Below are 21,133 nucleotides of genomic sequence, written 5' to 3' on the forward strand. Positions count from 1 at the left end.
TAGGAACCTTTGGGCTTCCTTCTTTAGCTAAAACTAGCAGGTTGCAATGCAATTAACGGATAAAAACATCATCGTCGGCGTCAGTGGCGGTATCGCGGCTTATAAAAGTGCAGACTTAATTCGTCGCCTGAAAGAGCGGGGAGCCAATGTCCGGGTGGTGATGAGCGAAGGTGGTAAGGCGTTTATTACCCCTTTAACCCTGCAGGCAGTTTCGGGGAATCCGGTGTCTGATAGTCTTTTGGATCCGGAGGCGGAAGCTGGAATGGGTCATATCGAATTGGCCAAGTGGGCGGATTTGATTTTAATTGCTCCAGCCAGCGCCGATATTATTGCGCGCATCAATGCCGGTATGGCAAATGATTTACTAACTACAATTTGTCTTGCCACCGCTGCGAAAATTGCCATTGCCCCGGCGATGAATCAACAAATGTGGCACACCCAGGTAACCCAGCAAAATATTGAATCCCTGTTAAGCCGCGATTTTCTAGTGTGGGGACCCGGTCAGGGTGAACAAGCTTGCGGCGATGTCGGGTTTGGCCGTATGCTCGAACCCTTAGAATTGTGTCAACACTGTCTCGATTATTTCGATGCCAGCGATAAGGTCGGTTCTCTGTCAGGCCAAACCTGGGTTATTACTGCGGGACCGACTCGTGAACCTTTGGATCCGGTGCGCTTTATCTCCAATCACAGTTCCGGAAAAATGGGTTTTGCTATCGCTCAGGCGGCAAAACGCTTGGGTGCAACCGTCTATTTAGTGTGTGGTCCGGTAAAGCTGCCTACGCCGATTGGTGTCGAACGTATCGATGTTGAGACGGCCATTGAAATGCAGGAGCATTCGTTGCGGTTAGCGAAAACTGCCGAGGTGTTTGTCGCATGTGCAGCAGTCGCAGATTATCGGGTGGCTGAAATCGCCAGTCAGAAAATTAAAAAATCCTCAGAACAATTGCAGCTTGTGTTGCAAAAAAATCCAGATATTGTCGCCAGTGTTGCAGCATTAAATAATGCACCATTTACGGTTGGCTTTGCTGCAGAAACCGAAAATGTAGAAGAATATGCATTGGGCAAATTGCATAAGAAAAACTTACAAATGATTTGTGCCAACAATGTCTCTGCTCCAGGCCATGGATTTAACAGTGACACCAATGCCCTCACCTTGTTTTGGCCCGGAGGAAGCGTTTCTTTGCCGTTAACGAGTAAACTGAATTTAGCTCGTCAATTGGTGGAGCAGATCTCCAAAAAATTCAAAAAAAGCCCCCAGGAAGCATCTCTATAAAGAGATATGCAGTGTTTAACCTAACTTAAATAAGAATAATTATGTCGGAAAACCCAAAATCGAATCGCAGACAGCAAATTTTAGAATGTCTTGCACATATGCTGGAAACCAGTCCGGGGCAAAGAATCACAACCGCAAAGCTTGCCGCAGAAGTTGGTTTTTCAGAAGCGGCTTTGTATCGCCACTTCCCTTCGAAAGCAAGAATGTTTGAAGGTTTGATTGAATATATTGAAGAGTCTATATTTTCTCGTATCAATTTAATTATGACCGAGCAGAAAGAAGCGTTAACGCGCTGTCATCATATTCTGCACGTGGTGTTGGTATTTGCCGAGCGCAATCCAGGCATGTGTCGGATTCTTGCCGGCGACGCACTTGTCGGTGAAAACGAGCGTTTACGAATTCGGGTGCACCAGTTTTTTGAAAAATTGGAAACTCAATTTAAGCAGATCATTCGTGAACGTAAACTCCGTGAAGGTAAAGCGTTTAGTATTAACGAGTCGGCGTTGGCGAATATTTTGATGGCTTATTGCGAAGGCAAAATTAATCAATATGTGCGTTCGGGCTTTGAGAAAAAACCAAGTGAAAGCTTTAACGAACAATGGCAATTTTTAATGCAGGACCGTTAAGTCAGTCCTGTACCACTAGTTTTTACTATCGACAACATTGAGAGTAAGCATGAAGACATTAGCGCAGTTGTCTCCTCAACCGCTTTGGCAAATTTTTGCCAATATTTGTGAGATCCCACACCCTTCTAAACACGAACAAAAAATTTCTGCCTGGATCCTGCAATGGGCCAAGGATAAAGGTTTGTCGGTAAAAGAAGATGCGGTTGGTAATTTGTTTATCAAAAAGCCTGCGACAGCCGGTATGGAAGATAGACCTGGTGTCATTCTTCAGGCCCATATGGATATGGTTCCACAAAAAAACGCCGACAATGACCACAACTTTTTAACGGATCCTATTTTGGCCTACGTCGATGGCGACTGGGTAACAGCAAAAGGCACCACTCTTGGCGCCGATAACGGTGTAGGTCTAGCCTCAGCGATGGCTGTGTTAGCCAGTGATGATGTTGTCCATGGTCCTTTGGAAGTGTTAGTAACGATTGATGAAGAAGCGGGGATGTCTGGTGCGTTTGGTCTAGAAGCTGGATGGCTAGACGGTGATATCCTAATCAATACCGATTCAGAGCAGGACGGCGAAATCTATATGGGCTGCGCTGGTGGTGTTGATGCCAGTGCAACATTTCCATTAGTGATGGAATCTGTACCGAGTGGTTATCAGTCATTTAATCTGTCTATTTCTGGATTGAAAGGTGGTCATTCAGGCGTTGATATCCACACCGGGCGAGCGAATGCAAACAAGCTTCTCGTGCGATTATTGAATCAGGCGATTGCCAAATTCGATATCCAGTTAACTGAATTGAATGGCGGTTCTTTGCGTAACGCTATCCCACGCGAGGCAAATACCAGTTTTGTGATCCCGACTGCCCAGGTCGATTCATTTAAAACCTTTGTGGAAGAGCATCAGCAACAGATTAAAACCAATCTAGCGATTGTTGAGCCTGACGTTTCTTTGCTGTTGATATCTCCGGAAATCTTTGCGCAAATGTGGACGAAAGATTGCCAGCGCACCATTTTAAATGCACTGAACGTTAGTCCCAATGGTGTGTTGCGTATGTCTGATGATGTGCCAGGTGTGGTAGAAACGTCAGTGAACCTTGGTGTTGTCCGCATGAAAGGCAACAAGTTAATGGCGCTCTCTTTGATCCGCAGCCTCCACGACGATGGCCGCACCCAGGTTGAAGAGATTTTATCTTCTGTGTATGCCCTTGCTGGCGTTGATGTCACATTTTCCGGTGCATATCCAGGCTGGAAACCGAGTACCGATTCGCAAATTATGAATACCGTGCGTGATGTATTTGTTGAACGTTTTGATTATGAACCCAAGATAATGGTGATTCATGCGGGTTTGGAATGTGGCTTATTTAAAACCGAATACCCAAATTTGGATATGGTTTCTATAGGCCCGACGATTAAATTTCCTCACTCTCCGGATGAGAAAGTGGATATCGCCAGCGTCGGAAGGTACTGGCAACTGTTGGTTGCTGTTTTAGCGGCGATCCCAGCCAAAACCCGTTAAGCGATTCAGCCTTAACTTGTATTGGCGTTTGTACGTAAATTGCGGCGCCAATTAAAAATGCCTTGTTTAGCGGTTTGAATTCGACCGTTGAACAAGGTCTTATCGACATCTCGCATCAGTTTTCTACGTTCAAAGTCAGTCTGGATTTTTTTCAGAGCTTTGAGGAGAACCTCATCATTGACCCGTTTCGCCTGCTCAATATTTTCTTTTAGAAATTGATAATCATGAATATCATAAAGTTTAATGTTTGCCAGTTGCGAGCGGGCAACATCATCGGTTAATGGTGGAAACGTATCGACCTTTAGCTCCAGAGCCCTGAGGCTTGCCATGGTTCGTAAGCACTTTTCACATTTACCACAGTTATAGCCATCATCATGCCAGCAGACCCGCAATATTTTTAAGCATTGGGGATCTTCTGCAATGGCACGAATTTTATCCAAACGTGAAGATTGTGCGCCATCGTGTACAATCCGGGTCTGCTGATTTCCCCACAAGTGATCGCTAATATAGTTGGTACCGGACGGATAGATGTAGTCATAGCTCGACCCCGAAGCAATCAGGCATTTTCGGGCTCCAATGGCTAGCGCTATGCTGCTGAGGCCACCGCCACAACAGGCTCCCCATTTCACCCCAAAGTGATGCCCTAAGAAGCGCACATTCGAGATAATGGTGTGTAATGGTTTATTATATTGCTTAAGATATTCTCGATTTACGCGTGATGTTTCAGCGAATAGCGCATCATTTTCTAACTGCATATCAATGCCTTTTACAAACAGTAATGCATCAATATCTTGTTGATTGGTTAGAAACGTGTGGGAGCCATCGACGCCACCGGAGAAAAAACTGACTGTCTTGCAAAAATGGCTGGGAGCTTCTGCAACTGTACCGCCGTGAATATTAATCTTGTTGAGCTTGTAGCCAAGGTATTGTTCCCAGCGGCTGAAAATATCCTGAATTTTGTCAAGGTTCGTCAAAAGTTCAGGTGATATCTGCCATTCCTCATCAATGATAATATCTTCATTGAGGTACATGGCGCTAAGCAAACTGGCAGCAACGAAAGGATCGGCGCAAAGGCGGGGCTTAATGTCTAAAGGAAAGTCATAGTAGAGCTCGAAATCATTACACCAGCCAGTTAATTTGTATCCGGACTCAGATTCAGTCACTGCTAACTTGGAAATATGCATAAGCTATTGTCTTATTTTTCTATCTGGCTGGCGGTGATAATTTACCTGCGTGCCTGATGCGTTGTAAATTTTATGAGTATAAGACAGGAATGAGTTTTTAGCAGATATCCGGGATAACTTCTTGATAATGCTCGATAGAAATAAATTCGCTTATGTCGTTACTGGGCAACTTGCTATCGGGATTCGCAATCGCCAATAAATTGGCGATACCAAAGGTTTGCGCACTTTGTAATATTGGCAGGCTGTCATCCACAAATAAGGTTGTGGATATATCAAACTGTAAATGTTGTTGTAGGCGCTGCCATAACAATTGCGACTCTTTCGTTACGCCAAATTGATGGGTGGAAATCAATTGATCAAAATAGGTATCTAAGCCGGTTCTTTCTATTTTCAATTGCAACGCAGCAGGATGAGCATTGGTAACCAAAATGACTTTTTTATTGGCTTTTTTTAACGCCACAAGAAAATCATGAGCATCGTCCCGCATTTGAATTAAATGCTGAACTTCTTTTTTTAATTCAACAATGGGAAGTTTGGTTTTTTCAGCCCAGTAATCGAGGCAGTACCAGTCAATCGTTCCTGCCACATCCTCATAGCCAGCCATCAGGAAGTTGTGGGCATCTTTTTTGCTTATCTCGTGATGTTGAGCATAGCGAAGAGGAAGGTGTTCTCGCCAGAAGTGATTATCAAAGTGCAAATCCAGCAATGTGCCATCCATATCCAGCAGTACGGTATCAATTTTTGCCCAATCAAACATGGATTTGCCCTATAAAATCGTGTTTGGGCAGTATATTATAAACTCCAATCTTTTCACATTCGTTTTCCTGAGCTTAAACCTGAGCTTGGTGAATAACGGGTAGATAAGCCAAGTTTTCATGATGGATAAATCTAAACATAAACAATTGCCCGAAATCGTGGCCTGCAAAGAAGTCGCCCGAAGCCGATTGGTTGCGGTGGAACAAGTGGATTTAAAATTTAGTAATGGTGCCGAGCGCTGCTTTGAGAAAATTAAAGGTAGTGGTCAGGGAGCCGTGATGGTGGTGCCTTTGCTTGACGCGGATACTTTATTGCTCATCCGTGAATATTGTGCCGGAACTCATAATTATCAGCTAGGGTTTCCTAAAGGCTTAGTCGATCCTGGTGAACAACCACAGCAAGCCGCCAATCGTGAACTTCAAGAAGAAGTCGGCTTTGGCGCGCATGGCTGGACGCATTTGCATCAGGTATGTATGGCACCGGCATTCTTTAATGCGAAGATGGATATTTTTATTGCCAAAGATTTGTTTGCCAGTGTATTAGAAGGTGATGAACCTGAACCTTTGGAAGTTGTGCAATGGCCATTGAGTGACTATAAGTCTTTATTAGCCCAAACAGATTTTACCGAAGCGCGCAGTATTGCCGCGTTATTGTTGCTCAAGGATTTTCTCGAGGTACCTGATGACAAGTGATTTGTTGCAAATTGCAATTGATGCCGCATTAATGGCAGGCGAAAAAGTCATGGAAATCTACCGAAATGGTGATTTCAGTCAATATCAGAAAGATGATTTAAGCCCTGTTACGTCTGCGGATATTGCCGCAAATCAGGTCATAATGGAACAACTGCAGCAGCTGACTCCGAATATCCCGGTAATATCCGAAGAAAGCGAGCTGCAAACATTATCACAACGAGGGGACTGGCAACGTTACTGGCTATTAGACCCGATTGATGGCACCGGCGAGTTTATCGCTGGTAGTGGCGATTTTGCCGTGAACATTGCATTAGTGGTAGACGGTTGGCCGTATCTTGGCGTCATTCACGCGCCATCTCATCAAAACACCTACTTTGCCGAAAAAGGCTATGGCTGTTTCAAAAGAGATGCAAGCGGAGTTGAAAATCAAATTCGCGTTGCTGATTACGACGGTGAGCGCCCTTTAAATATGGCAGTAAGTCGACGTCAGGCACTGAATAATGTAACGCAATATCTTTTTGCGAATGTCTCCTTTGTGAACATTCCTTTTGGCAGTTGCTCATTGAAAAGTTGTTTAATTGCGGAAGGTATCGCGGATTTTTATATCCGTACCGGACCTACCGGCGAGTGGGATACCGGCGCGAGCCAGATTATCCTCGAAGAGGCAGGGGGGACAATCCTGGACAGTGAGTTCAACCCATTAAGCTACAATAAGCGGGAAAGCTTAATGAATCCCGATTTTATCGCCATGGGTAATCAACAGATACCTTGGCAGGATATTGTTAAACCCTATCGATGCCAACGAGACTATTAATCGCAATTACATATATCGCCCGCCTTCAGCCGATTATGGAGAAAACTATGCTCAATCTTAATTTGAAAAAAACAATGTTATCTTTCACCTTGATCACTGCATTAGGGACGTTTGGTGCGATACCTGCAAAGGCGGCCTGGCAATCTGTTGAACACGCATCGTCGCTCAGCTTTATTAGCATTAAGAAAAATGCAATTGCTGAGACTCATGAGTTTAAAAACTTCGAGGCCAACGTCAATGATAGCGGTGAAGTGACAGTGAAAATTGACCTGACCTCGGTCAACACAGGGATTGATATTCGTGATAATCGTATGCAGGAAATGCTATTTGAAACGTCAAAATTTTCCGAAGCGGTATTAACTGCCACGCTACCCAATGGTTTACTGGCGTCTTTGGTTCCGGGGGAAATGAAACAGTTTAACCTCGATGGTAAGCTGGAATTGCATGGTCAGGCACGAATGGTGACGATTTCCTGTGCCGTGTTTATGGAAGCAAAGGATAAATTAGTGGTAACATCGACTCAGCCCACCGTGATTCAGGCAGCGGAATTTTCGCTATTGGATGGTATCAAGCAGTTAGCGGATATCGCAGGTTTAGATGCCATCGCCAGCGCGATACCGGTTTCGTTTGTATTGACTCTCGAAGACATGAAATAGTGTCTTAAGTGATAACGTCAGTTTTCGCTTAGGAGGGATTAGATGCCGATTGTTGTTGAAACTGTTCGGCGAGCATAATATTGACGGTTTCATACGCTTCAGAAAATACAATGACTAATCGCCCCGACTTTAGCTGCGCCTGGATCTGTAAAACTTTTTGCTGATGGGAATATTCCTGCAATCCATAATCCGTCCCCTCTCTTAGAATGAACTCATCAATGATGGCGAGCAATGTCTCTTGTTGCAATTGTTCTACGGGGATTATCATGTCTGTCTCAGTCCTTTATGGTTTTATTCAAAATGTTCGCCAATGTGATCCAGTACCCGTTCTTCCAGCCAGTACATCGGTTTAAACGGATTCGTTCCGGCAATGAAGCCAACATGCCCACCGTATTTACTGACTTCTAACGTGAGGTTGGGATTGCTGACATCCATCTCCATAATATGATCATTGCACAGAAAGGGGTCGTCCTGAGCGTGCAGTATTAATGTAGGGCGGTTGATGCGGTCCAGTACGAAGATACCGCTAGCTTTTTCATAGTAGTCATTGGCATCTTTAAAACCATTTAAGGGTGCGGTGATTTTCTGATCAAACTCATGGATCGAGGTGATTGCCTTTAATTCTTGATGATCAATATGCTTAATCAGTTTCATCGTCACTTTCTCTGAAGTACTGTCTTTTAGCATATCGACCAAATACTTTTGGTATATCTTGGAAAAACCGATGTCGATTTGCTGTGCGCAACTGGCTAAATGCAAGGGGGCACAGATCACAACGGCACTTCGATAGATTGGCGCTGGATCTTCAGCTAAGTATTTAGCGAGTACGTTGCCACCTAATGAAAATCCTAAAATACCATGCTGGCGCTCAGGAAATCGTTGTTGCAGCCATTGGGTAATAAAATGTACATCATCGGTAGCACCGGAGTGATAGGACTGGGCATGACGATTTGGACGCCCACTACAACCGCGAAAGTGCATTAATAAACCGACCCATCCACGTTGCTTGATCGCATTCATCATGCCTTTGGCGTAATGACTGTTGATGGAGCCTTCTAAACCGTGCAAGACCAAAACAATGGGTTTATCCGGTGAATTTTGTGGATCTTCTGTCCATACCAGATCTAAGAAGTCGCCATCGCTCAACTCAATGGTTTCTTCTACCACTTGTATGGATTGCTTTCTTCTTAATATTTTTGCCGCCATGGTCTGTAGGTGGCGGTTCTTTAGCCACCAAGCGGGTTTGAAATTACTGAATTTACTCATGGATGCCTTAATTTTATAACGCCGGAAATTATAAACCGATTAGGTTAAAGCTCCAATGTTTTGATCGTGGAAGTTCACTGGTAGGAGTTGAATATTGTTTGTTAATGTAATGTTGGTCTTGGTTTAATCAGTGCTAAAACTAGAATTTTCGACACTTTAATCGAAAATCTGCCATGTTCCGTATATCTCACTGAGTAGTATTTCTCACCGATATTCTCGGCCATCAACGTCGCTTAATTTGTATTACGTGTGGGAAAGAAAATATTACCTAGAATTTAGCATGGCCTCAAAAAAGACAATGGAGATAATTATGAGTGATAACGCGTTTCAACCGCCGAAAGTGTGGACTTGGGATACGGCCAGTGGTGGTAAGTTTGCCAATATTAACCGACCCATAGCCGGTGCAACTCACAACAATGCATTACCGGTAGGTAATCATCCATTTCAACTTTATTCACTGGCAACGCCAAATGGCGTAAAAATTACGATTATGTTTGAAGAGCTATTGGCAAAAGGTTACGTAGACGCCGAATACGATGCCCATTTGATCGAAATTTCTGAAGGTGATCAGTTCAGCTCGGGCTTTGTTGACATTAATCCAAACTCTAAAATTCCAGCGCTATTGGATAAACGTGGTGAAGAGGATGTTCGCATTTTCGAATCAGGTGCTATTTTGATGCATCTGGCGGAAACGTTTGGTGAGTTCTTACCTAATAGTGGCGCAACTAGAGCCGAGTGCCTGTCTTGGTTATTCTGGCAAGTTGGTAGCGGTCCATTCTTAGGTGGTGGTTTCGGTCATTTTTATGCCTACGCCCCCGAAAAATATGAATATCCTATTAATCGCTTTGCCATGGAAGCAAAACGCCAACTCAGTGTTTTAGATATTCATCTGGCTGAAAATACCTATATGTGTGGAGACGAGTATACCATTGCCGATATGGCGATTTGGCCCTGGTATGGGGCTTTAGTGTTAGGCCGTTTATACGATGCGGCGGAATTCTTATCGGTTGATGAATATAAGAATGTAATACGATGGGCTAAAGCTATTGATGAAAGGCCTGCGGTGATCCGTGGCCGCAAAGTGAATCGCACCTGGGGCGAAGCCCATGAGCAGTTACCGAATCGTCATGATGCCTCAGATTTTGATATGTTGACACAGCGCCAGGACTAGTCTGGCACTATGGCGATGTTTTACCCTAGGAGTTATTCGTCGGATACCGCCAGTGGTCGTGAGATAGGCTGGTAAAGTTCGAAATTGAACTTTGCCATATCGTAGTCATCGTAATATTCAGCGACACGGATTAGAGAGCACTCAATATCGCTGATTTGATATTGGTATGATTGCAGGTAAGCTTCTCTGGTGAGGGCTAATCGTTCAAGTTCGTCAAGATTAATGTGAAGCTTATTATGGATCAGAGAGTCTAGATCCGTTTTTGGGGCGTATTCTACCTCCCCCTCCTGACGGCATTGCTTCGCAACGTATGTTAATACCTGGAAAGCCTGTAGCGCGTCAAAGGCTGAGCTAATCGCATTTCTTTCGATGGCGTCGTAGGGTGCGCTTGTCGCCATGCTCGAAAATGCGGTGAGCAGCAAAAGCTTTTTCATTGTTTAAATCCTATTTGTTTTTATTTTTTACTGCAGCATATTGCGCTAGCATATTTTACTCAGTTATTTCTTCTATTTGCTCTAACAATTCCATCCATTGCTCTTCGGCGGTTTCAATGTTTGGCTTAAGTTTGCCCTGATGTTGCAGTAGCTCTGCAAGATGAGCCTTGTTCTCGGCATCGTAGGTCTCGCTTAATGCGAGTTGTTGTTCAATATCATCTAACTGGCCTTGCCATTGTTCGATTTGCTGTTCCAGTTTGTCGGCTTGCTTCTTTAGCGGAGCTGCTTTTTTGCGAAGCTCAGCCTGTTGCCGGCGTTGTTCTTTTTTATCAACCTTGGGAAGCTCTTTGTCGACTTTGCTTTCTTGCTTTGCTGCTTTCTTGTCGTCATCTAACCAACGCTGATAATCATCGATATCGCCGCTAAATGGCTCTACCTTGCCGTTCCCGACCAGATAAAATTCATCAACACAAGATTCCAGCAAGAACCTATCATGGGCAATCAAAATAATCGCACCATCAAATTCCTGTAATGCCATGACCAGAGCCTGACGCATCTCAATATCTAAATGGTTGGTTGGTTCATCGAGTAAGAGTAATTGCGGTTTTTGTAAGACAATCATCGCCAGTACCAGTCGTGCTTTTTCACCACCGGACATAGTATTGATTTGCCCTAATGCCTGATCGCCACTAAAGCCAAACCGACCTAAATGATTGCGACCTTCTAAATCCGTCATGTCAGGGTGTGTCAGCAATAATTGATTTAATGGCGTTGAATCTAAGGACAATTGCTCAAGTTGATGTTGAGAAAAATAACCAATGGTTAGTTCTTGCGCGCAAAATCTGGTGCCACAATTGAGGGCCAGTTCACCCGCCAAAGATTTAATTAATGTTGATTTACCGGCGCCATTACGACCCAGCAGGCCAATACGAGAACCCGGCACCAGGTTTATTTTTACATCTTCTAATATGGTTGTCTCAGGGCCATAACCACAGTTGCTCTTTTCTAATGTCAACAAAGGGTAAGGCATGTAATCTGGGTTAATAAAGCGAAACTGAAATTGGCTGTCTACGTGCGCGGGCATTAAATCCGGCAATTTTTGTAGACGTTTTAATCGGCTTTGAGCCTGCTTGGCTTTACTGGCCTTAGCGCGAAAACGGTCAACGAACGAGGTTAAATGCTTTACCTCTCGTTGCTGCTTTTGATACATGGCTTCTTGTTGGGCCAATTGTTCCGCTCGCTGACGCTCAAAGCTGGTGTAGTTACCGCTATATAAACGCGCTTTGCGATGTTCAATATGCAAGGTTTGGTTGATGACATTATCAAGAAAATCTCGATCATGGGATATCAGTACTAAGGTACCGGTATACCGTTTTAACCAGCGCTGTAACCACAAAACTGCATCCAAATCCAAATGGTTAGTTGGCTCATCGAGCAACATCAAATCCGCACGACTAATAAGAGCCTGAGCCAGGTTTAAACGCATTCGCCAGCCTCCGGAAAAGCTGCTGACTGGGTCCTGTAATTGCTCCTGCATAAAACCCAGGCCGTGCAGCAGTTCACCGGCGCGTGCGTCGAGACTATAACCCTGAATCACGTCGATTTGATTTAAAATTTCCGCTTCTCGACTACCGTCATTCTTGGCTCTGGCTTGCTCAAGTTTGTGTTCTAACGCGCGATATTCGGTATCGCCATCGATAACATAATCAAGAGCGGACTGAGATAATGCCGGAGTTTCCTGTTTTACCGTAGCAATTTGCCAACCACCTGGCATTTCCAAGGTTCCCTGATCGATGCCAAGATTTCCGGTTAGAGCCGCGAAAAAGGAAGATTTCCCGCAACCATTAGCGCCAACCAATCCAACCTTGTGTCCAGGGTGGATACGAAAACTGGCATCCTGAAACAGTGGGTTGACGCCTCGGGCGAGAGTAAGGTTGTTGGCATTGATCAAGGTGAACTTCCTTTATGGTGTTAATCATTAAAACTGCACTGGTGTTTATTCCAATGTAAATGGATACGTGGTCGATGCCAGAGTCATTCTAAATATTCACTGAATGGGTGGCTACATATCGTAATTAGTACAAATTGCGAGTAAAATAACGCGCTTGAGCAGTTTACCTTTGAATGTTAAATGAAGAAACGATTTATTGCCGGTGCCGTGTGCCCAAAATGTAAAAGCCTGGATACGATGGCATTGACCAAAAGCGATGGTGTAGAACAGGTCACTTGTGTCAGTTGTGGTATGCAAATGACACAGCCTGAAGAACAAGTCGCATCCGATGTTCGTCAGCAAGAACAGGTTATTGGTGTATTTAAGCCAGAATAGCGCTTCACCTATAACCCAAAACCCGAAATATGCGAATTACTGGCAGCTAACGTCTGTGGTCCGGTGTGATGTGCTTAGTAATGAGGCGGAGGCGTTTCATCTTCATCACGTCCAACGACGGATGTATTCATATCCCGCACTTTTTGCCCAATTAAGTGCAATTGCTCATTTAAGTCTTTTATTTTCTGCTGATGCACGCTGATCTCATGATTTAGCTGGTCAATAACATCGTCTTGAAAGGCTAATCGTGTTTCAAGGTTGTCGAGTCTTTGATTCAATTGCGTCGTATCATTTGTCTGGGTCATGGTTAAACTCATAATCATTCGAAGGTTCTAAGAGCGTATTATCGCTAAAGATAAAGTCGCAAACAACTTAGACTCAACTATATTAAGTATTTTGTAACCTTGGTTTGAATCAGTAGTTTGCAGTGGTACGCATGTGGATGTTCGCTGGGGCTTTATTATTTGGGTGTTTAACGCTAGTATTAGGAACTTTTATTACCCGGATAATAACAATAAACCCGAATATATTGGGGATTTCTCTGATATGCGGTTTCTTTTTGGAGAACAATATGAAACAACTTTTCAAACCTACTCTGGTAGCTGTTGCGGTTCTAGCGATGATGGGCTGTCAGGAGAAAAAACAAGAAGCTGAACAAGCTCCAACCACGAAATTGGAAACTCCAGCGCAGAAGCAAGCTTATGCAATTGGTTCTTCAATGGGTGGCTATCTTAGCAAAACATTGAAAGAGCAGCAGGATTATGGTTTTAATTTAGACCGAGATCTAATCATTCAAGGATTAAGCGAAAGCCTGGCTGGTAATAGCCAGTTGACTCAAGAAGAAGTTGAGAAGACCTTGATGGCGTTTGAGCAGGAAGTTCGCGCGAAACAAGAAGAGCAGGCAAAACTTGAGTCGGATAAAAACTTGACCGAAGGCCAGGCGTTTATGGCTGAAAATGCCAAGACTGAAGGCGTAGAAGTGACAGAGTCAGGTTTACAATATCAGGTTCTGACTGAAGGTGAAGGTGACAAGCCAGCAGCAACAGATACGGTTAAAGTTCACTATAAAGGAACGTTAATCAATGGCGAAGAATTTGATAGCTCTTATTCTCGTGGCGAGCCAATTGAATTCCCATTGAATCGCGTTATCAAAGGTTGGACCGAAGGTGTTCAATTGATGAATGTAGGTTCTAAGTACAAGTTTGTGATCCCTTCTGAATTGGCATACGGTCCAAATGGCACAGGTCCAATTCCAGCAAACTCTACATTAGTATTTGAAGTGGAATTATTGGATATCATCAAGCCTGAAGCGGCTGAAGAATCTGAAAAATAATCATTTATGATTTAAGGCAATCGCCTTGCATTGATTGAAAAAGCCCGATGTGCTCTGCACTTCGGGCTTTTTTTATACAGGGATGTATTTCGTCGTGATATTCCCACCCTGATATCCCGACATTCCATAAGTCCTTTTATATTTCGATACGAGCCATGGCACGGGTAATCGATTATCTCTAGGGGGAAAGGTGTTCAATATTACCGGAAAGCTAATGTGGAAAGATCGCACCATGAAAGGTGTGTATGGCGAAATGCTTGGAGAAACATTTCGCCTTAGTAACCTGTTGTAAAGTCGTAAAATAGAAATGGGTGCTGCGCCCCAATCAGAGCGCAGCGTTTCAATGTATTTAAGCGCTTGTTTTATATAACGCTTCAATCAGCTGATCTTCTAAATCAAAGCGTTCTTCCAGAAATTGACCTAAGGCGGAAAGGCTGGCATCGAACCCTTCTAATTCAGTATCTTCATTTAAGTCAGCATATTTATCATTAAAGGTTAGAGCCATGTCGGTCGAACGAGATATTAGTGGGTAGATGCGTTGCGCCAGAGCGAGACTTTGTGGTCCATTCTCTTTGCATTTATTGACAATTTGATCAAAGACTTCGAAATGTCCCGCAGAGATGTAATCTACCAGAACCTGACAGAAGGCTTGAATATCCGAACTTTTCGGCAAAGCGCGGTCGGTTTTATCAAAAGGTGGTAAGCCAGCTAAGCGACAATAATTTACTAATACATCTTGCCGTTCAGTTAACCAATTATCGATGAGGTTTGATGAGCCACCCCATTGTTGTTGTGCTTGTTCCAGACGTGTTAGCATTTTTCCCTCCGACTTCAAAAAAATCGTAATGGTGAGTGAAATATCACTGAATACTACCAGAAAATGCAACAAACTTTTAACATTTGCGTTGCCGAAGACGTTTATAATCATGAACGTTTTTTCTGATCTTCAGTAACTGTTTATTTTTAATTGTAAAAATAAGTATAGATGCTATTTTCCAAATGCAAATGAAAAATCGTTAACTTAAAGAGTCGCTGCTAAATACGCCCTTAATCGTAAGGCCGAAAGAAGTATTTGTTGTTGTAAAAGATGTTTATTTTGCTCAATGTAATGTCTGTTATAGAAAATATCTCCTGCTACTGGGTAGCACCAATTTCCCCCTTGAGTATGACAATACTGTAATCTGGGATTTCTTGTAATGAATAATGATTCGTTGGCCCAGCTTACGACGGTTGGCAAACGTAATTGATCAATAAATTCCAGATTTTGGCTTTTTTGATAGTCGACGAAGCGTATTTGCCATTGCTGGTCCGTCATAGCGATATCCCTTACCAGACAGGTGTCCCAGACTTGATGCAGGTTTGTGCATTTGTTGGCGCTATCGATTACCAAAGTATCATTGCCACCACGATCCGATTGAAAACTAACGTGTAAGGGTTGGTGGATATCCCCAAACCAGTGACTGAGAAACAGTAGTGCTTCGAGGCGATCCGTTACGGGCCGATTCTCACGCCATTGTTGATCATGAGTGATCATCGCCTGAATAATGCAGCCGCGCGGGCAACCAAACCCTGTAGCCCTTAAATCATCGCGTTCAACATTGACATAATGCCACGTGGAAAATGGCTTATATGTATCGATATGTCGTATGGCGTCAGCCCAAACACAGGCATCAGAAAATGTCAGTGTGGCATTTTTATCGCGATGTAAGCGGTGATTAATCTGCGATTTATGTCTTGGTGAAATCTGCGCCACCCAGTTTTGTAGGGATTGTTGTTGTCGATGATTCAGGTTATTAAAAGCCAACTGGCAAACGATTTGATGACCTTGTTGCCCCAGCGCAAAAGATTTGTTCGCGCCAGACATGCAACTGAACAGGATGAAAGAAGTAATTAAAGTAATGCAGACACGCTTCATCAGATAACTTAAATGTTTTTTATTTGGGCTTTATCTGGATTTTAGCAAGTAACTGATGAAAAGAAATTTCGAACGGAAATCTTCAGTTTTATGAGTGTCATGGGGCTGAAAATAAAAAGGCCTTATCAAAAGATAAGGCCGGAAATGCTCGCTGTAAGGTCTAGTTAAAACTAGCTTCTTATTAGTTATTCTGTAAAGCGTGTGAAATTTATAACAAAGGTATATTTCCAGCGCAACACTTTTTTACATTTATTTTTTGAACCTTTTATTTGAGCAAGTGTACGAAAAACCTCGTTTGTCGAGTGTTTTCCAGGAAACCATACTGACAAAAAATCGGCAATTTGTTGATATTCAAAGAAAGTCTTTGAATCCTGGAATCGGTCATAGTCACCAGCCAAAACTTTGGGTAAAATGGCGGCAACTTTTTTCGCGGAAACCAAGATGACTGAACTAAAAAACGACAATTATCTTCGAGCTTTGCTAAAGCAACCTGTAGATTACACTCCGATCTGGATGATGCGCCAGGCGGGAAGATATTTGCCCGAGTACAAAGCCACCCGAAAAGACGCGGGTGATTTTATGGCGCTTTGCCGTAATACCGAGTTAGCTACTGAAGTAACGCTGCAACCTTTGCGTCGATTTCCATTAGATGCGGCGATCCTGTTTAGCGATATTTTGACGATACCGGATGCGATGGGATTAGGCCTGTATTTTGAAACAGGTGAGGGCCCTAAGTTTGAGCGCCCGATAACATGTAAAGCCGATGTCGATAAAATTGGTCATCCGGATCCCGAAGGTGAATTACAGTATGTTATGAATGCCGTTCGCTCTATTCGAAAAGCGTTAAATGGTGATGTACCATTAATCGGTTTTTCTGGTAGCCCATGGACACTCGCAACCTATATGGTGGAAGGTGGCAGTTCCAAGGCATTTACCAAAATTAAGAAGATGATGTTTGCCGAGCCGCAAACTCTGCATTTGTTACTCGACAAACTTGCTGACTCTGTGATTAGTTATCTAAACGCACAAATTGCTGCCGGTGCGCAGTCGGTCATGGTGTTTGATACGTGGGGCGGCGTATTATCCCCTGCGATGTATAAAGAATTTTCATTACAATATATGCACAAAATTGTTGACGCATTAACGCGTGAAAATGAAGGCAGAAAAGTTCCAGTAACCTTATTTACCAAAAATGGCGGCATGTGGTTGGAATCAATCGCAGCAACCGGTTGTGATGCTGTGGGTCTTGATTGGACCATTAATATCGAAGACGCGAAAGCACGTGTTGGTGATAAAGTTGCCTTGCAAGGAAATATGGACCCTTCGATGTTATACGCGCCGAAGGAAAGGATTGAACAGGAAGTTGCGACGATTCTTGCGGGCTACGGCCATGACAATACTGGTCATGTATTTAACCTGGGACATGGGATTCACCCTGACGTGAACCCTGAGCATGCGGGTTATTTTATTGATGCGGTTCATCGCCTCAGTAAACCTTACCACCAGAAATAACCCGTCTCGACATGGCGCTGCTCTTGGCTTACTTCAGGCAAAGTCGCGGCGCTATCATCCTATCTCTTTCCTTTAGCCTATCTTCTAATCCGATTAACCGTGATTTGTGGTTTAACCCATACAGGTTCTGGTTTATCATCATTAGTAAGATTCATCAATAAGCGCTTTCAATGGTTCCACACAAATTCTCATTGCAGTCATTAAGTACGTTTGCACTTCCTGCCTTTGCGAAAAACCTTCTACATCTGCGCCAGCCTGAGCAATTATCCGAGATCGATTTTGATCGACTGGGCGCGTTTTACATTTTGGGTGGTGGTAGCAACAGTATTTTTTTAGAAGACTATGTTGGAACCGTTATTCAACCGGATTTCAAGGGTATTGAAATTAATGAAAGGGCGGAAAGTTGGCAGTTACATGTTGCGGCAGGAGAAAACTGGCATCAATTAGTCTGCTTCTGTCTGGAAAAAAATATGCCGGGCCTTGAAAATCTAGCCTTGATTCCCGGTAATTGTGGTGCCGCACCCATTCAAAATATAGGCGCTTATGGCGTTGAACTGGCGGATTTCTGTCACTATGTCGATTGGTTTGATATTGAAAGCGCCCAAATAAAACGACTGCAAAGCTCGGATTGCGGTTTTGGTTATCGCGATAGTAATTTTAAAAGAATGCTGAAAGGCAAGGGGATCATTGTTGCCATCGGTTTAACATTGCCAAAACAATGGCAACCGCAATTGTCTTACCCTGGGTTGCGAGAACTCGAACAGCCGACACCTAAGCAAGTTTTTGATACGGTCGTTGCGATCCGGCAAAGTAAGCTGCCTGACCCCGACGATATTCCAAATGTTGGCAGCTTTTTCAAAAACCCAGTAGTGGATCAACAATGTTTTCTTGCCTTAAAAGCGGACTATCAATCAATGCCGGCGTTTCAACAAGCCGATGGTACTGTCAAACTCGCGGCAGGATGGTTGATTGACCAATGTGGATTAAAGGGCACGCAAATTGGCGGCGCAGCGGTGCATCATCGTCAGGCGTTGGTGTTAACAAATATCGAACAGTCTAGCGGCGATGATCTCATCACCCTGGCGAAGCATGTACAAACGCGAGTAAAAGAAAAGTTTGCGGTAGAGTTAACACCTGAAGTAAGGCTAATCGGTGCTGATGGCGAAACCAGTTTGGATAAACTTGGCTAATGGGTAAAGTAGTTCGCGAAGAATTAATTCGACGCCTGGCCGGTGGTGAATTTATTTCAGGCCAGGTCTTAGCTGACTCGTTAGGCGTCAGTCGCACAGCTATTTCAAAAAGCATCCAGGCACTGACTGAAATGGGATTGGATGTCTTTAAAGTTCACGGTAAGGGTTATCGTTTAGCGCAGCCTATTCAATTGTTGCAGGCGAATCAGATTCAGCAGCATTTACACTCGCTTGGCGCGAACAACCCAGTTGAAGTGCATACCATCATTGATTCGACAAATTCCTATCTTTTAAGGCGCCTTCCCAATCAAGTCGTCAATGGCCAAACCTGTGTCGCCGAATATCAATCTGCAGGACGTGGACGACGCGGCAAAAACTGGGTATCCCCGTTTGCTTCACATTTGTATCTCTCTATGTATTATCCGTTGGAGCAAGGCGTTGCTGCGGCGATGGGATTGTCCGTGGTGATTGGATTGGCGGTGGCGGATGTTCTGGAAACGTCTTATCAAATCGATGTGCAGTTAAAGTGGCCAAATGATTTATATGTCGATGGCAAAAAAATTGCGGGCATTTTAGTGGAGTTAGAAGGCCAGCCCACAGAGTCGGGGCACAGTGTTATCGGCTTAGGGCTGAATATTCAAATGCCTGCTGCACAGGGGGAGGCGATTGACCAACCCTGGACAGACTTATCAAATCACTGCAATCAATCCATTGACCGTAATCGATTGATTGCAAACCTCATCGTACAATTTAATCGTCGTCTTGCTCAGCATCAGCAATATGGTTTGTCACCGATGCTGGCAGATTGGCAAAAACGCGATATATTTTTGAATCAAGCGGTGGAAATATTCAGCGGCAGCCAAGTTACCCGAGGAATTTGCCGAGGTATTAATGCCAACGGTGCGTTATTGATTGAAGTTAACGGTAAAGTAAAACCTATTTACGGTGGCGAACTAAGCCTGAGGGGACAAAATTGATCATATTCGTTGATGTGGGGAATTCCAGAATCAAGATATGTCAGTTGTCGGACAATCAGCAAATGCGGTTGTCATCGTTTCAATCACAATCAGTAAGCGAAAGTGAAGCGTTGCGGTTTATTAGCTTACATCATCCAGACAAAGTCTTGGTATCGGCAGTTTCCAATGAGGAATTCTGTCACAGCTTGCAGCTTTTGTGTGAGCGGGAACGTATTGGCTTTAAACGGTTAATGACGGCAAAGTGCGAGCATGATGTGCAGGTCGGCTATTCGCAACCGACACAACTTGGTATCGATCGATGGATGGCGATTATTGGCGCGAGTCAGCTTAGCCCCGGAGAAAACCTATTGGTGATTGATGCCGGAACCGCAACCACACTTGATTTAGTGAGTGCCGATAAAAAGCATCTGGGTGGTTGGATTACCCCTGGTGTTGCGATGATGATCTCTTCCTTGTATTCCAATACCACTCAGGTCGACGGTGTTTTCTCGATTCCCGACAACCTTGGATTTGCCGACAATACCAGCGATAACGTGAATCATGGTTGCTGGGCGATGACGGTTGCAGCGATAGAGTTTGCTCAAAAGCAGGCAGCACGATCGAATATTGAGATAGATACAATCTTGATTACGGGCGGAAATGGCAAAGCGTTAATGCCTTATTTAGATAAAAATGCCAGTTATCATCAAAATCTTATTTTTGTTGGCATGAGCCAATTTATCGATAATTAGCCATAGAATACCCCTTGTAGATTCGATAGTGGTGCGACTCATTAATGTTTTCCTTACATATCCGTGTAAAAAAACAGCAAACAAACCAAAAGCCTCAATTTTTTTTGTTTTAGCTATTGCATGGTGTAAAACATTGCTCTAGAATTCGCACCACTTAATGTAGTGCCGACTTAGCTCAGTTGGTAGAGCAACTGACTTGTAATCAGTAGGTCGCCAGTTCGACTCCGGCAGTCGGCACCATTAATACAAAATTTGGAGGGGTTCCCGAGTGGCCAAAGGGATCAGACTGTAAATCTGACGGCTCAGCCTTCGGTGGTTCGAATCCACCTCCCTCCACCATTTTTTTGTTTTAAAGATAGCTTGATAGATATGCGGGTGTCGTATACTGGCTATTACCCCAGCCTTCCAAGCTGGAGAAGCGGGTTCGATTCCCGCCACCCGCTCCAATTAGGAGTGCTGATATAGCTCAGTTGGTAGAGCGCACCCTTGGTAAGGGTGAGGTCGGCAGTTCGAATCTGCCTATTAGCACCACTCCTTCTCAATTCTGAGAAGGTTCTTGAGAAACCATCTATCATTTATCTTTACCGTAAAAAATTAGAAATTGTACTTTAAAGGTAATTGAAGATGGCTAAAGAAAAATTTGAACGTTCCAAACCGCACGTTAACGTAGGTACAATCGGCCACGTTGACCATGGTAAGACTACTCTAACTGCTGCGATTTCAGCGGTATTGACTAAGACTCACGGTGGTGAAGTTCGTGATTT

23 protein-coding genes and 4 tRNA genes are annotated in these 21,133 nt (G+C 43.8%); 18 read left to right on the forward strand and 9 right to left on the reverse strand.

Annotated features, from left to right (window positions below; translation table 11 throughout):
- Positions 1–46: 46 nt before the first annotated feature.
- The 3 genes from coaBC to FE810_RS11430 are packed head-to-tail and all read left to right on the forward strand — an operon-like array spanning position 47 to position 3,412.
- The gene (coaBC, locus tag FE810_RS11420) at positions 47–1,273 is read left to right on the forward strand and encodes a bifunctional phosphopantothenoylcysteine decarboxylase/phosphopantothenate--cysteine ligase CoaBC (RefSeq protein WP_138320182.1); all 1,227 of its coding nucleotides are present in this window, start codon (positions 47–49) and stop codon (positions 1,271–1,273) included.
- A gap of 41 nt (positions 1,274–1,314) precedes the next feature.
- Entirely contained in the window at positions 1,315–1,899 is a 585-nt protein-coding gene (gene slmA / locus FE810_RS11425) for a nucleoid occlusion factor SlmA (RefSeq protein WP_138320183.1), read from the forward strand.
- Positions 1,900–1,948: 49 nt separating this feature from the next.
- Positions 1,949–3,412 (forward strand): aminoacyl-histidine dipeptidase, encoded by a 1,464-nt coding sequence (locus tag FE810_RS11430; protein ID WP_138320184.1) that lies wholly within the window; start codon positions 1,949–1,951, stop codon positions 3,410–3,412.
- A gap of 11 nt (positions 3,413–3,423) precedes the next feature.
- Here the strand turns inward: FE810_RS11430 and FE810_RS11435 are convergent, their stop codons facing one another.
- Positions 3,424–4,596, reverse strand: coding sequence for a hypothetical protein (locus FE810_RS11435; RefSeq protein ID WP_138320185.1), 1,173 nt, complete (start codon positions 4,594–4,596; stop codon positions 3,424–3,426).
- A 97-nt stretch (positions 4,597–4,693) separates the two neighbouring features.
- Positions 4,694–5,353, reverse strand: a complete 660-nt coding sequence (gene yrfG, locus FE810_RS11440) for a GMP/IMP nucleotidase (protein ID WP_138320186.1) — start codon at positions 5,351–5,353, stop codon at positions 4,694–4,696.
- A 121-nt stretch (positions 5,354–5,474) separates the two neighbouring features.
- Between yrfG and nudE the strand changes: the two genes are divergently transcribed.
- Genes nudE through FE810_RS11455 form a run of 3 tightly spaced genes read left to right on the forward strand, consistent with a single transcriptional unit; the run spans position 5,475 to position 7,514 of the window.
- Positions 5,475–6,044 carry an ADP compounds hydrolase NudE gene (gene nudE, locus FE810_RS11445; RefSeq protein WP_138320220.1) on the forward strand — a complete coding sequence of 190 codons (570 nt, stop codon included), beginning with the start codon at positions 5,475–5,477 and terminating at the stop codon, positions 6,042–6,044.
- Positions 6,034–6,858: a 3'(2'),5'-bisphosphate nucleotidase CysQ gene (cysQ, locus tag FE810_RS11450; protein WP_138320187.1), complete on the forward strand. Its 825-nt coding sequence runs from the start codon at positions 6,034–6,036 to the stop codon at positions 6,856–6,858. Before nudE ends, cysQ begins: the two co-directional genes overlap by 11 nt.
- 47 nt (positions 6,859–6,905) lie before the next feature.
- Entirely contained in the window at positions 6,906–7,514 is a 609-nt protein-coding gene (locus FE810_RS11455) for a YceI family protein (protein ID WP_171022341.1), read from the forward strand.
- A gap of 28 nt (positions 7,515–7,542) precedes the next feature.
- Here FE810_RS11455 and FE810_RS11460 read toward each other — a convergent pair whose 3' ends face one another.
- Positions 7,543–7,782, reverse strand: coding sequence for a YheU family protein (locus FE810_RS11460; RefSeq protein ID WP_138320189.1), 240 nt, complete (start codon positions 7,780–7,782; stop codon positions 7,543–7,545).
- Between the two features lie 23 nt (positions 7,783–7,805).
- Complete coding sequence (locus FE810_RS11465) at positions 7,806–8,780, reverse strand: hydrolase (RefSeq protein ID WP_138320190.1); 975 nt, start codon at positions 8,778–8,780, stop codon at positions 7,806–7,808.
- A 310-nt stretch (positions 8,781–9,090) separates the two neighbouring features.
- Here FE810_RS11465 and yghU point away from each other — a divergent pair, with 310 nt between their 5' ends.
- Positions 9,091–9,951 (forward strand): glutathione-dependent disulfide-bond oxidoreductase, encoded by an 861-nt coding sequence (gene yghU, locus FE810_RS11470; RefSeq protein WP_138320191.1) that lies wholly within the window; start codon positions 9,091–9,093, stop codon positions 9,949–9,951.
- 32 nt (positions 9,952–9,983) lie between these two features.
- Here the strand turns inward: yghU and FE810_RS11475 are convergent, their stop codons facing one another.
- Positions 9,984–10,385 (reverse strand): hypothetical protein, encoded by a 402-nt coding sequence (locus tag FE810_RS11475; protein WP_138320192.1) that lies wholly within the window; start codon positions 10,383–10,385, stop codon positions 9,984–9,986.
- Between the two features lie 55 nt (positions 10,386–10,440).
- Positions 10,441–12,336, reverse strand: a complete 1,896-nt coding sequence (locus tag FE810_RS11480; RefSeq protein ID WP_138320193.1) for an ATP-binding cassette domain-containing protein — start codon at positions 12,334–12,336, stop codon at positions 10,441–10,443.
- 180 nt (positions 12,337–12,516) lie between these two features.
- Between FE810_RS11480 and FE810_RS11485 the strand changes: the two genes are divergently transcribed.
- Positions 12,517–12,711: a YheV family putative zinc ribbon protein gene (locus FE810_RS11485; RefSeq protein WP_138320194.1), complete on the forward strand. Its 195-nt coding sequence runs from the start codon at positions 12,517–12,519 to the stop codon at positions 12,709–12,711.
- Between the two features lie 74 nt (positions 12,712–12,785).
- Here FE810_RS11485 and FE810_RS11490 read toward each other — a convergent pair whose 3' ends face one another.
- Positions 12,786–13,016 carry a SlyX family protein gene (locus FE810_RS11490; RefSeq protein ID WP_246037031.1) on the reverse strand — a complete coding sequence of 77 codons (231 nt, stop codon included), beginning with the start codon at positions 13,014–13,016 and terminating at the stop codon, positions 12,786–12,788.
- 266 nt (positions 13,017–13,282) lie between these two features.
- Between FE810_RS11490 and fkpA the strand changes: the two genes are divergently transcribed.
- A complete protein-coding gene (gene fkpA, locus FE810_RS11495) occupies positions 13,283–14,044 on the forward strand; it encodes an FKBP-type peptidyl-prolyl cis-trans isomerase (RefSeq protein ID WP_138320196.1) in 762 nt (253 codons plus the stop codon).
- Positions 14,045–14,393: 349 nt separating this feature from the next.
- Here fkpA and rsd read toward each other — a convergent pair whose 3' ends face one another.
- Both rsd and FE810_RS11505 read right to left on the reverse strand, forming a co-directional pair.
- A complete protein-coding gene (rsd, locus tag FE810_RS11500; protein ID WP_138320197.1) occupies positions 14,394–14,861 on the reverse strand; it encodes a sigma D regulator in 468 nt (155 codons plus the stop codon).
- Positions 14,862–15,065: 204 nt separating this feature from the next.
- Complete coding sequence (locus FE810_RS11505) at positions 15,066–15,908, reverse strand: S1/P1 nuclease (protein ID WP_171022342.1); 843 nt, start codon at positions 15,906–15,908, stop codon at positions 15,066–15,068.
- 492 nt (positions 15,909–16,400) lie between these two features.
- On the opposite strand from FE810_RS11505, the gene hemE reads away from it, so the two are divergent.
- The 9 genes from hemE to FE810_RS11550 all read left to right on the forward strand — a co-directional run.
- Positions 16,401–17,471 (forward strand): uroporphyrinogen decarboxylase, encoded by a 1,071-nt coding sequence (hemE, locus tag FE810_RS11510; protein WP_138320199.1) that lies wholly within the window; start codon positions 16,401–16,403, stop codon positions 17,469–17,471.
- 170 nt (positions 17,472–17,641) lie between these two features.
- Complete coding sequence (gene murB, locus FE810_RS11515; protein WP_138320200.1) at positions 17,642–18,661, forward strand: UDP-N-acetylmuramate dehydrogenase; 1,020 nt, start codon at positions 17,642–17,644, stop codon at positions 18,659–18,661.
- Complete coding sequence (gene birA / locus FE810_RS11520) at positions 18,661–19,638, forward strand: bifunctional biotin--[acetyl-CoA-carboxylase] ligase/biotin operon repressor BirA (protein WP_138320201.1); 978 nt, start codon at positions 18,661–18,663, stop codon at positions 19,636–19,638. The genes murB and birA overlap by 1 nt, the downstream gene beginning before the upstream one ends.
- Entirely contained in the window at positions 19,635–20,369 is a 735-nt protein-coding gene (locus FE810_RS11525; RefSeq protein ID WP_138320202.1) for a type III pantothenate kinase, read from the forward strand. Before birA ends, FE810_RS11525 begins: the two co-directional genes overlap by 4 nt.
- Positions 20,370–20,533: 164 nt before the next feature.
- A tRNA-Thr gene (locus FE810_RS11530) sits at positions 20,534–20,609 on the forward strand.
- A 14-nt stretch (positions 20,610–20,623) separates the two neighbouring features.
- Positions 20,624–20,708 (forward strand) — tRNA-Tyr (locus FE810_RS11535).
- A 32-nt stretch (positions 20,709–20,740) separates the two neighbouring features.
- A tRNA-Gly gene (locus tag FE810_RS11540) sits at positions 20,741–20,815 on the forward strand.
- Between the two features lie 9 nt (positions 20,816–20,824).
- A tRNA-Thr gene (locus FE810_RS11545) sits at positions 20,825–20,900 on the forward strand.
- Positions 20,901–20,993: 93 nt separating this feature from the next.
- Positions 20,994–21,133: GTP-binding protein (locus FE810_RS11550; RefSeq protein WP_246037037.1), on the forward strand; the 140-nt coding region annotated here is incomplete at its 3' end.

The sequence above is a fragment of the Thalassotalea litorea genome, from assembly GCF_005843925.1.
In the GTDB taxonomy this organism is placed as follows: domain Bacteria; phylum Pseudomonadota; class Gammaproteobacteria; order Enterobacterales; family Alteromonadaceae; genus Thalassotalea_A; species Thalassotalea_A litorea_A.

Excerpts from the sequence above, each read along its gene's own strand:
- coaBC (WP_138320182.1), top strand. The coding sequence starts at position 47 with ATGCAATTAACGGATAAAAACATCATCGTCGGCGTCAGTGGCGGTATC.
- slmA (WP_138320183.1), top strand. The coding sequence starts at position 1,315 with ATGTCGGAAAACCCAAAATCGAATCGCAGACAGCAAATTTTAGAATGT.
- FE810_RS11430 (WP_138320184.1), top strand. The coding sequence starts at position 1,949 with ATGAAGACATTAGCGCAGTTGTCTCCTCAACCGCTTTGGCAAATTTTT.
- FE810_RS11435 (WP_138320185.1), bottom strand. The coding sequence starts at position 4,596 with ATGCATATTTCCAAGTTAGCAGTGACTGAATCTGAGTCCGGATACAAA.
- yrfG (WP_138320186.1), bottom strand. The coding sequence starts at position 5,353 with ATGTTTGATTGGGCAAAAATTGATACCGTACTGCTGGATATGGATGGC.
- nudE (WP_138320220.1), top strand. The coding sequence starts at position 5,475 with ATGGATAAATCTAAACATAAACAATTGCCCGAAATCGTGGCCTGCAAA.
- cysQ (WP_138320187.1), top strand. The coding sequence starts at position 6,034 with ATGACAAGTGATTTGTTGCAAATTGCAATTGATGCCGCATTAATGGCA.
- FE810_RS11455 (WP_171022341.1), top strand. The coding sequence starts at position 6,906 with ATGCTCAATCTTAATTTGAAAAAAACAATGTTATCTTTCACCTTGATC.
- FE810_RS11460 (WP_138320189.1), bottom strand. The coding sequence starts at position 7,782 with ATGATAATCCCCGTAGAACAATTGCAACAAGAGACATTGCTCGCCATC.
- FE810_RS11465 (WP_138320190.1), bottom strand. The coding sequence starts at position 8,780 with ATGAGTAAATTCAGTAATTTCAAACCCGCTTGGTGGCTAAAGAACCGC.
- yghU (WP_138320191.1), top strand. The coding sequence starts at position 9,091 with ATGAGTGATAACGCGTTTCAACCGCCGAAAGTGTGGACTTGGGATACG.
- FE810_RS11475 (WP_138320192.1), bottom strand. The coding sequence starts at position 10,385 with ATGAAAAAGCTTTTGCTGCTCACCGCATTTTCGAGCATGGCGACAAGC.
- FE810_RS11485 (WP_138320194.1), top strand. The coding sequence starts at position 12,517 with ATGAAGAAACGATTTATTGCCGGTGCCGTGTGCCCAAAATGTAAAAGC.
- FE810_RS11490 (WP_246037031.1), bottom strand. The coding sequence starts at position 13,016 with ATGACCCAGACAAATGATACGACGCAATTGAATCAAAGACTCGACAAC.
- fkpA (WP_138320196.1), top strand. The coding sequence starts at position 13,283 with ATGAAACAACTTTTCAAACCTACTCTGGTAGCTGTTGCGGTTCTAGCG.
- rsd (WP_138320197.1), bottom strand. The coding sequence starts at position 14,861 with ATGCTAACACGTCTGGAACAAGCACAACAACAATGGGGTGGCTCATCA.
- FE810_RS11505 (WP_171022342.1), bottom strand. The coding sequence starts at position 15,908 with ATGTCTGGCGCGAACAAATCTTTTGCGCTGGGGCAACAAGGTCATCAA.
- hemE (WP_138320199.1), top strand. The coding sequence starts at position 16,401 with ATGACTGAACTAAAAAACGACAATTATCTTCGAGCTTTGCTAAAGCAA.
- murB (WP_138320200.1), top strand. The coding sequence starts at position 17,642 with ATGGTTCCACACAAATTCTCATTGCAGTCATTAAGTACGTTTGCACTT.
- birA (WP_138320201.1), top strand. The coding sequence starts at position 18,661 with ATGGGTAAAGTAGTTCGCGAAGAATTAATTCGACGCCTGGCCGGTGGT.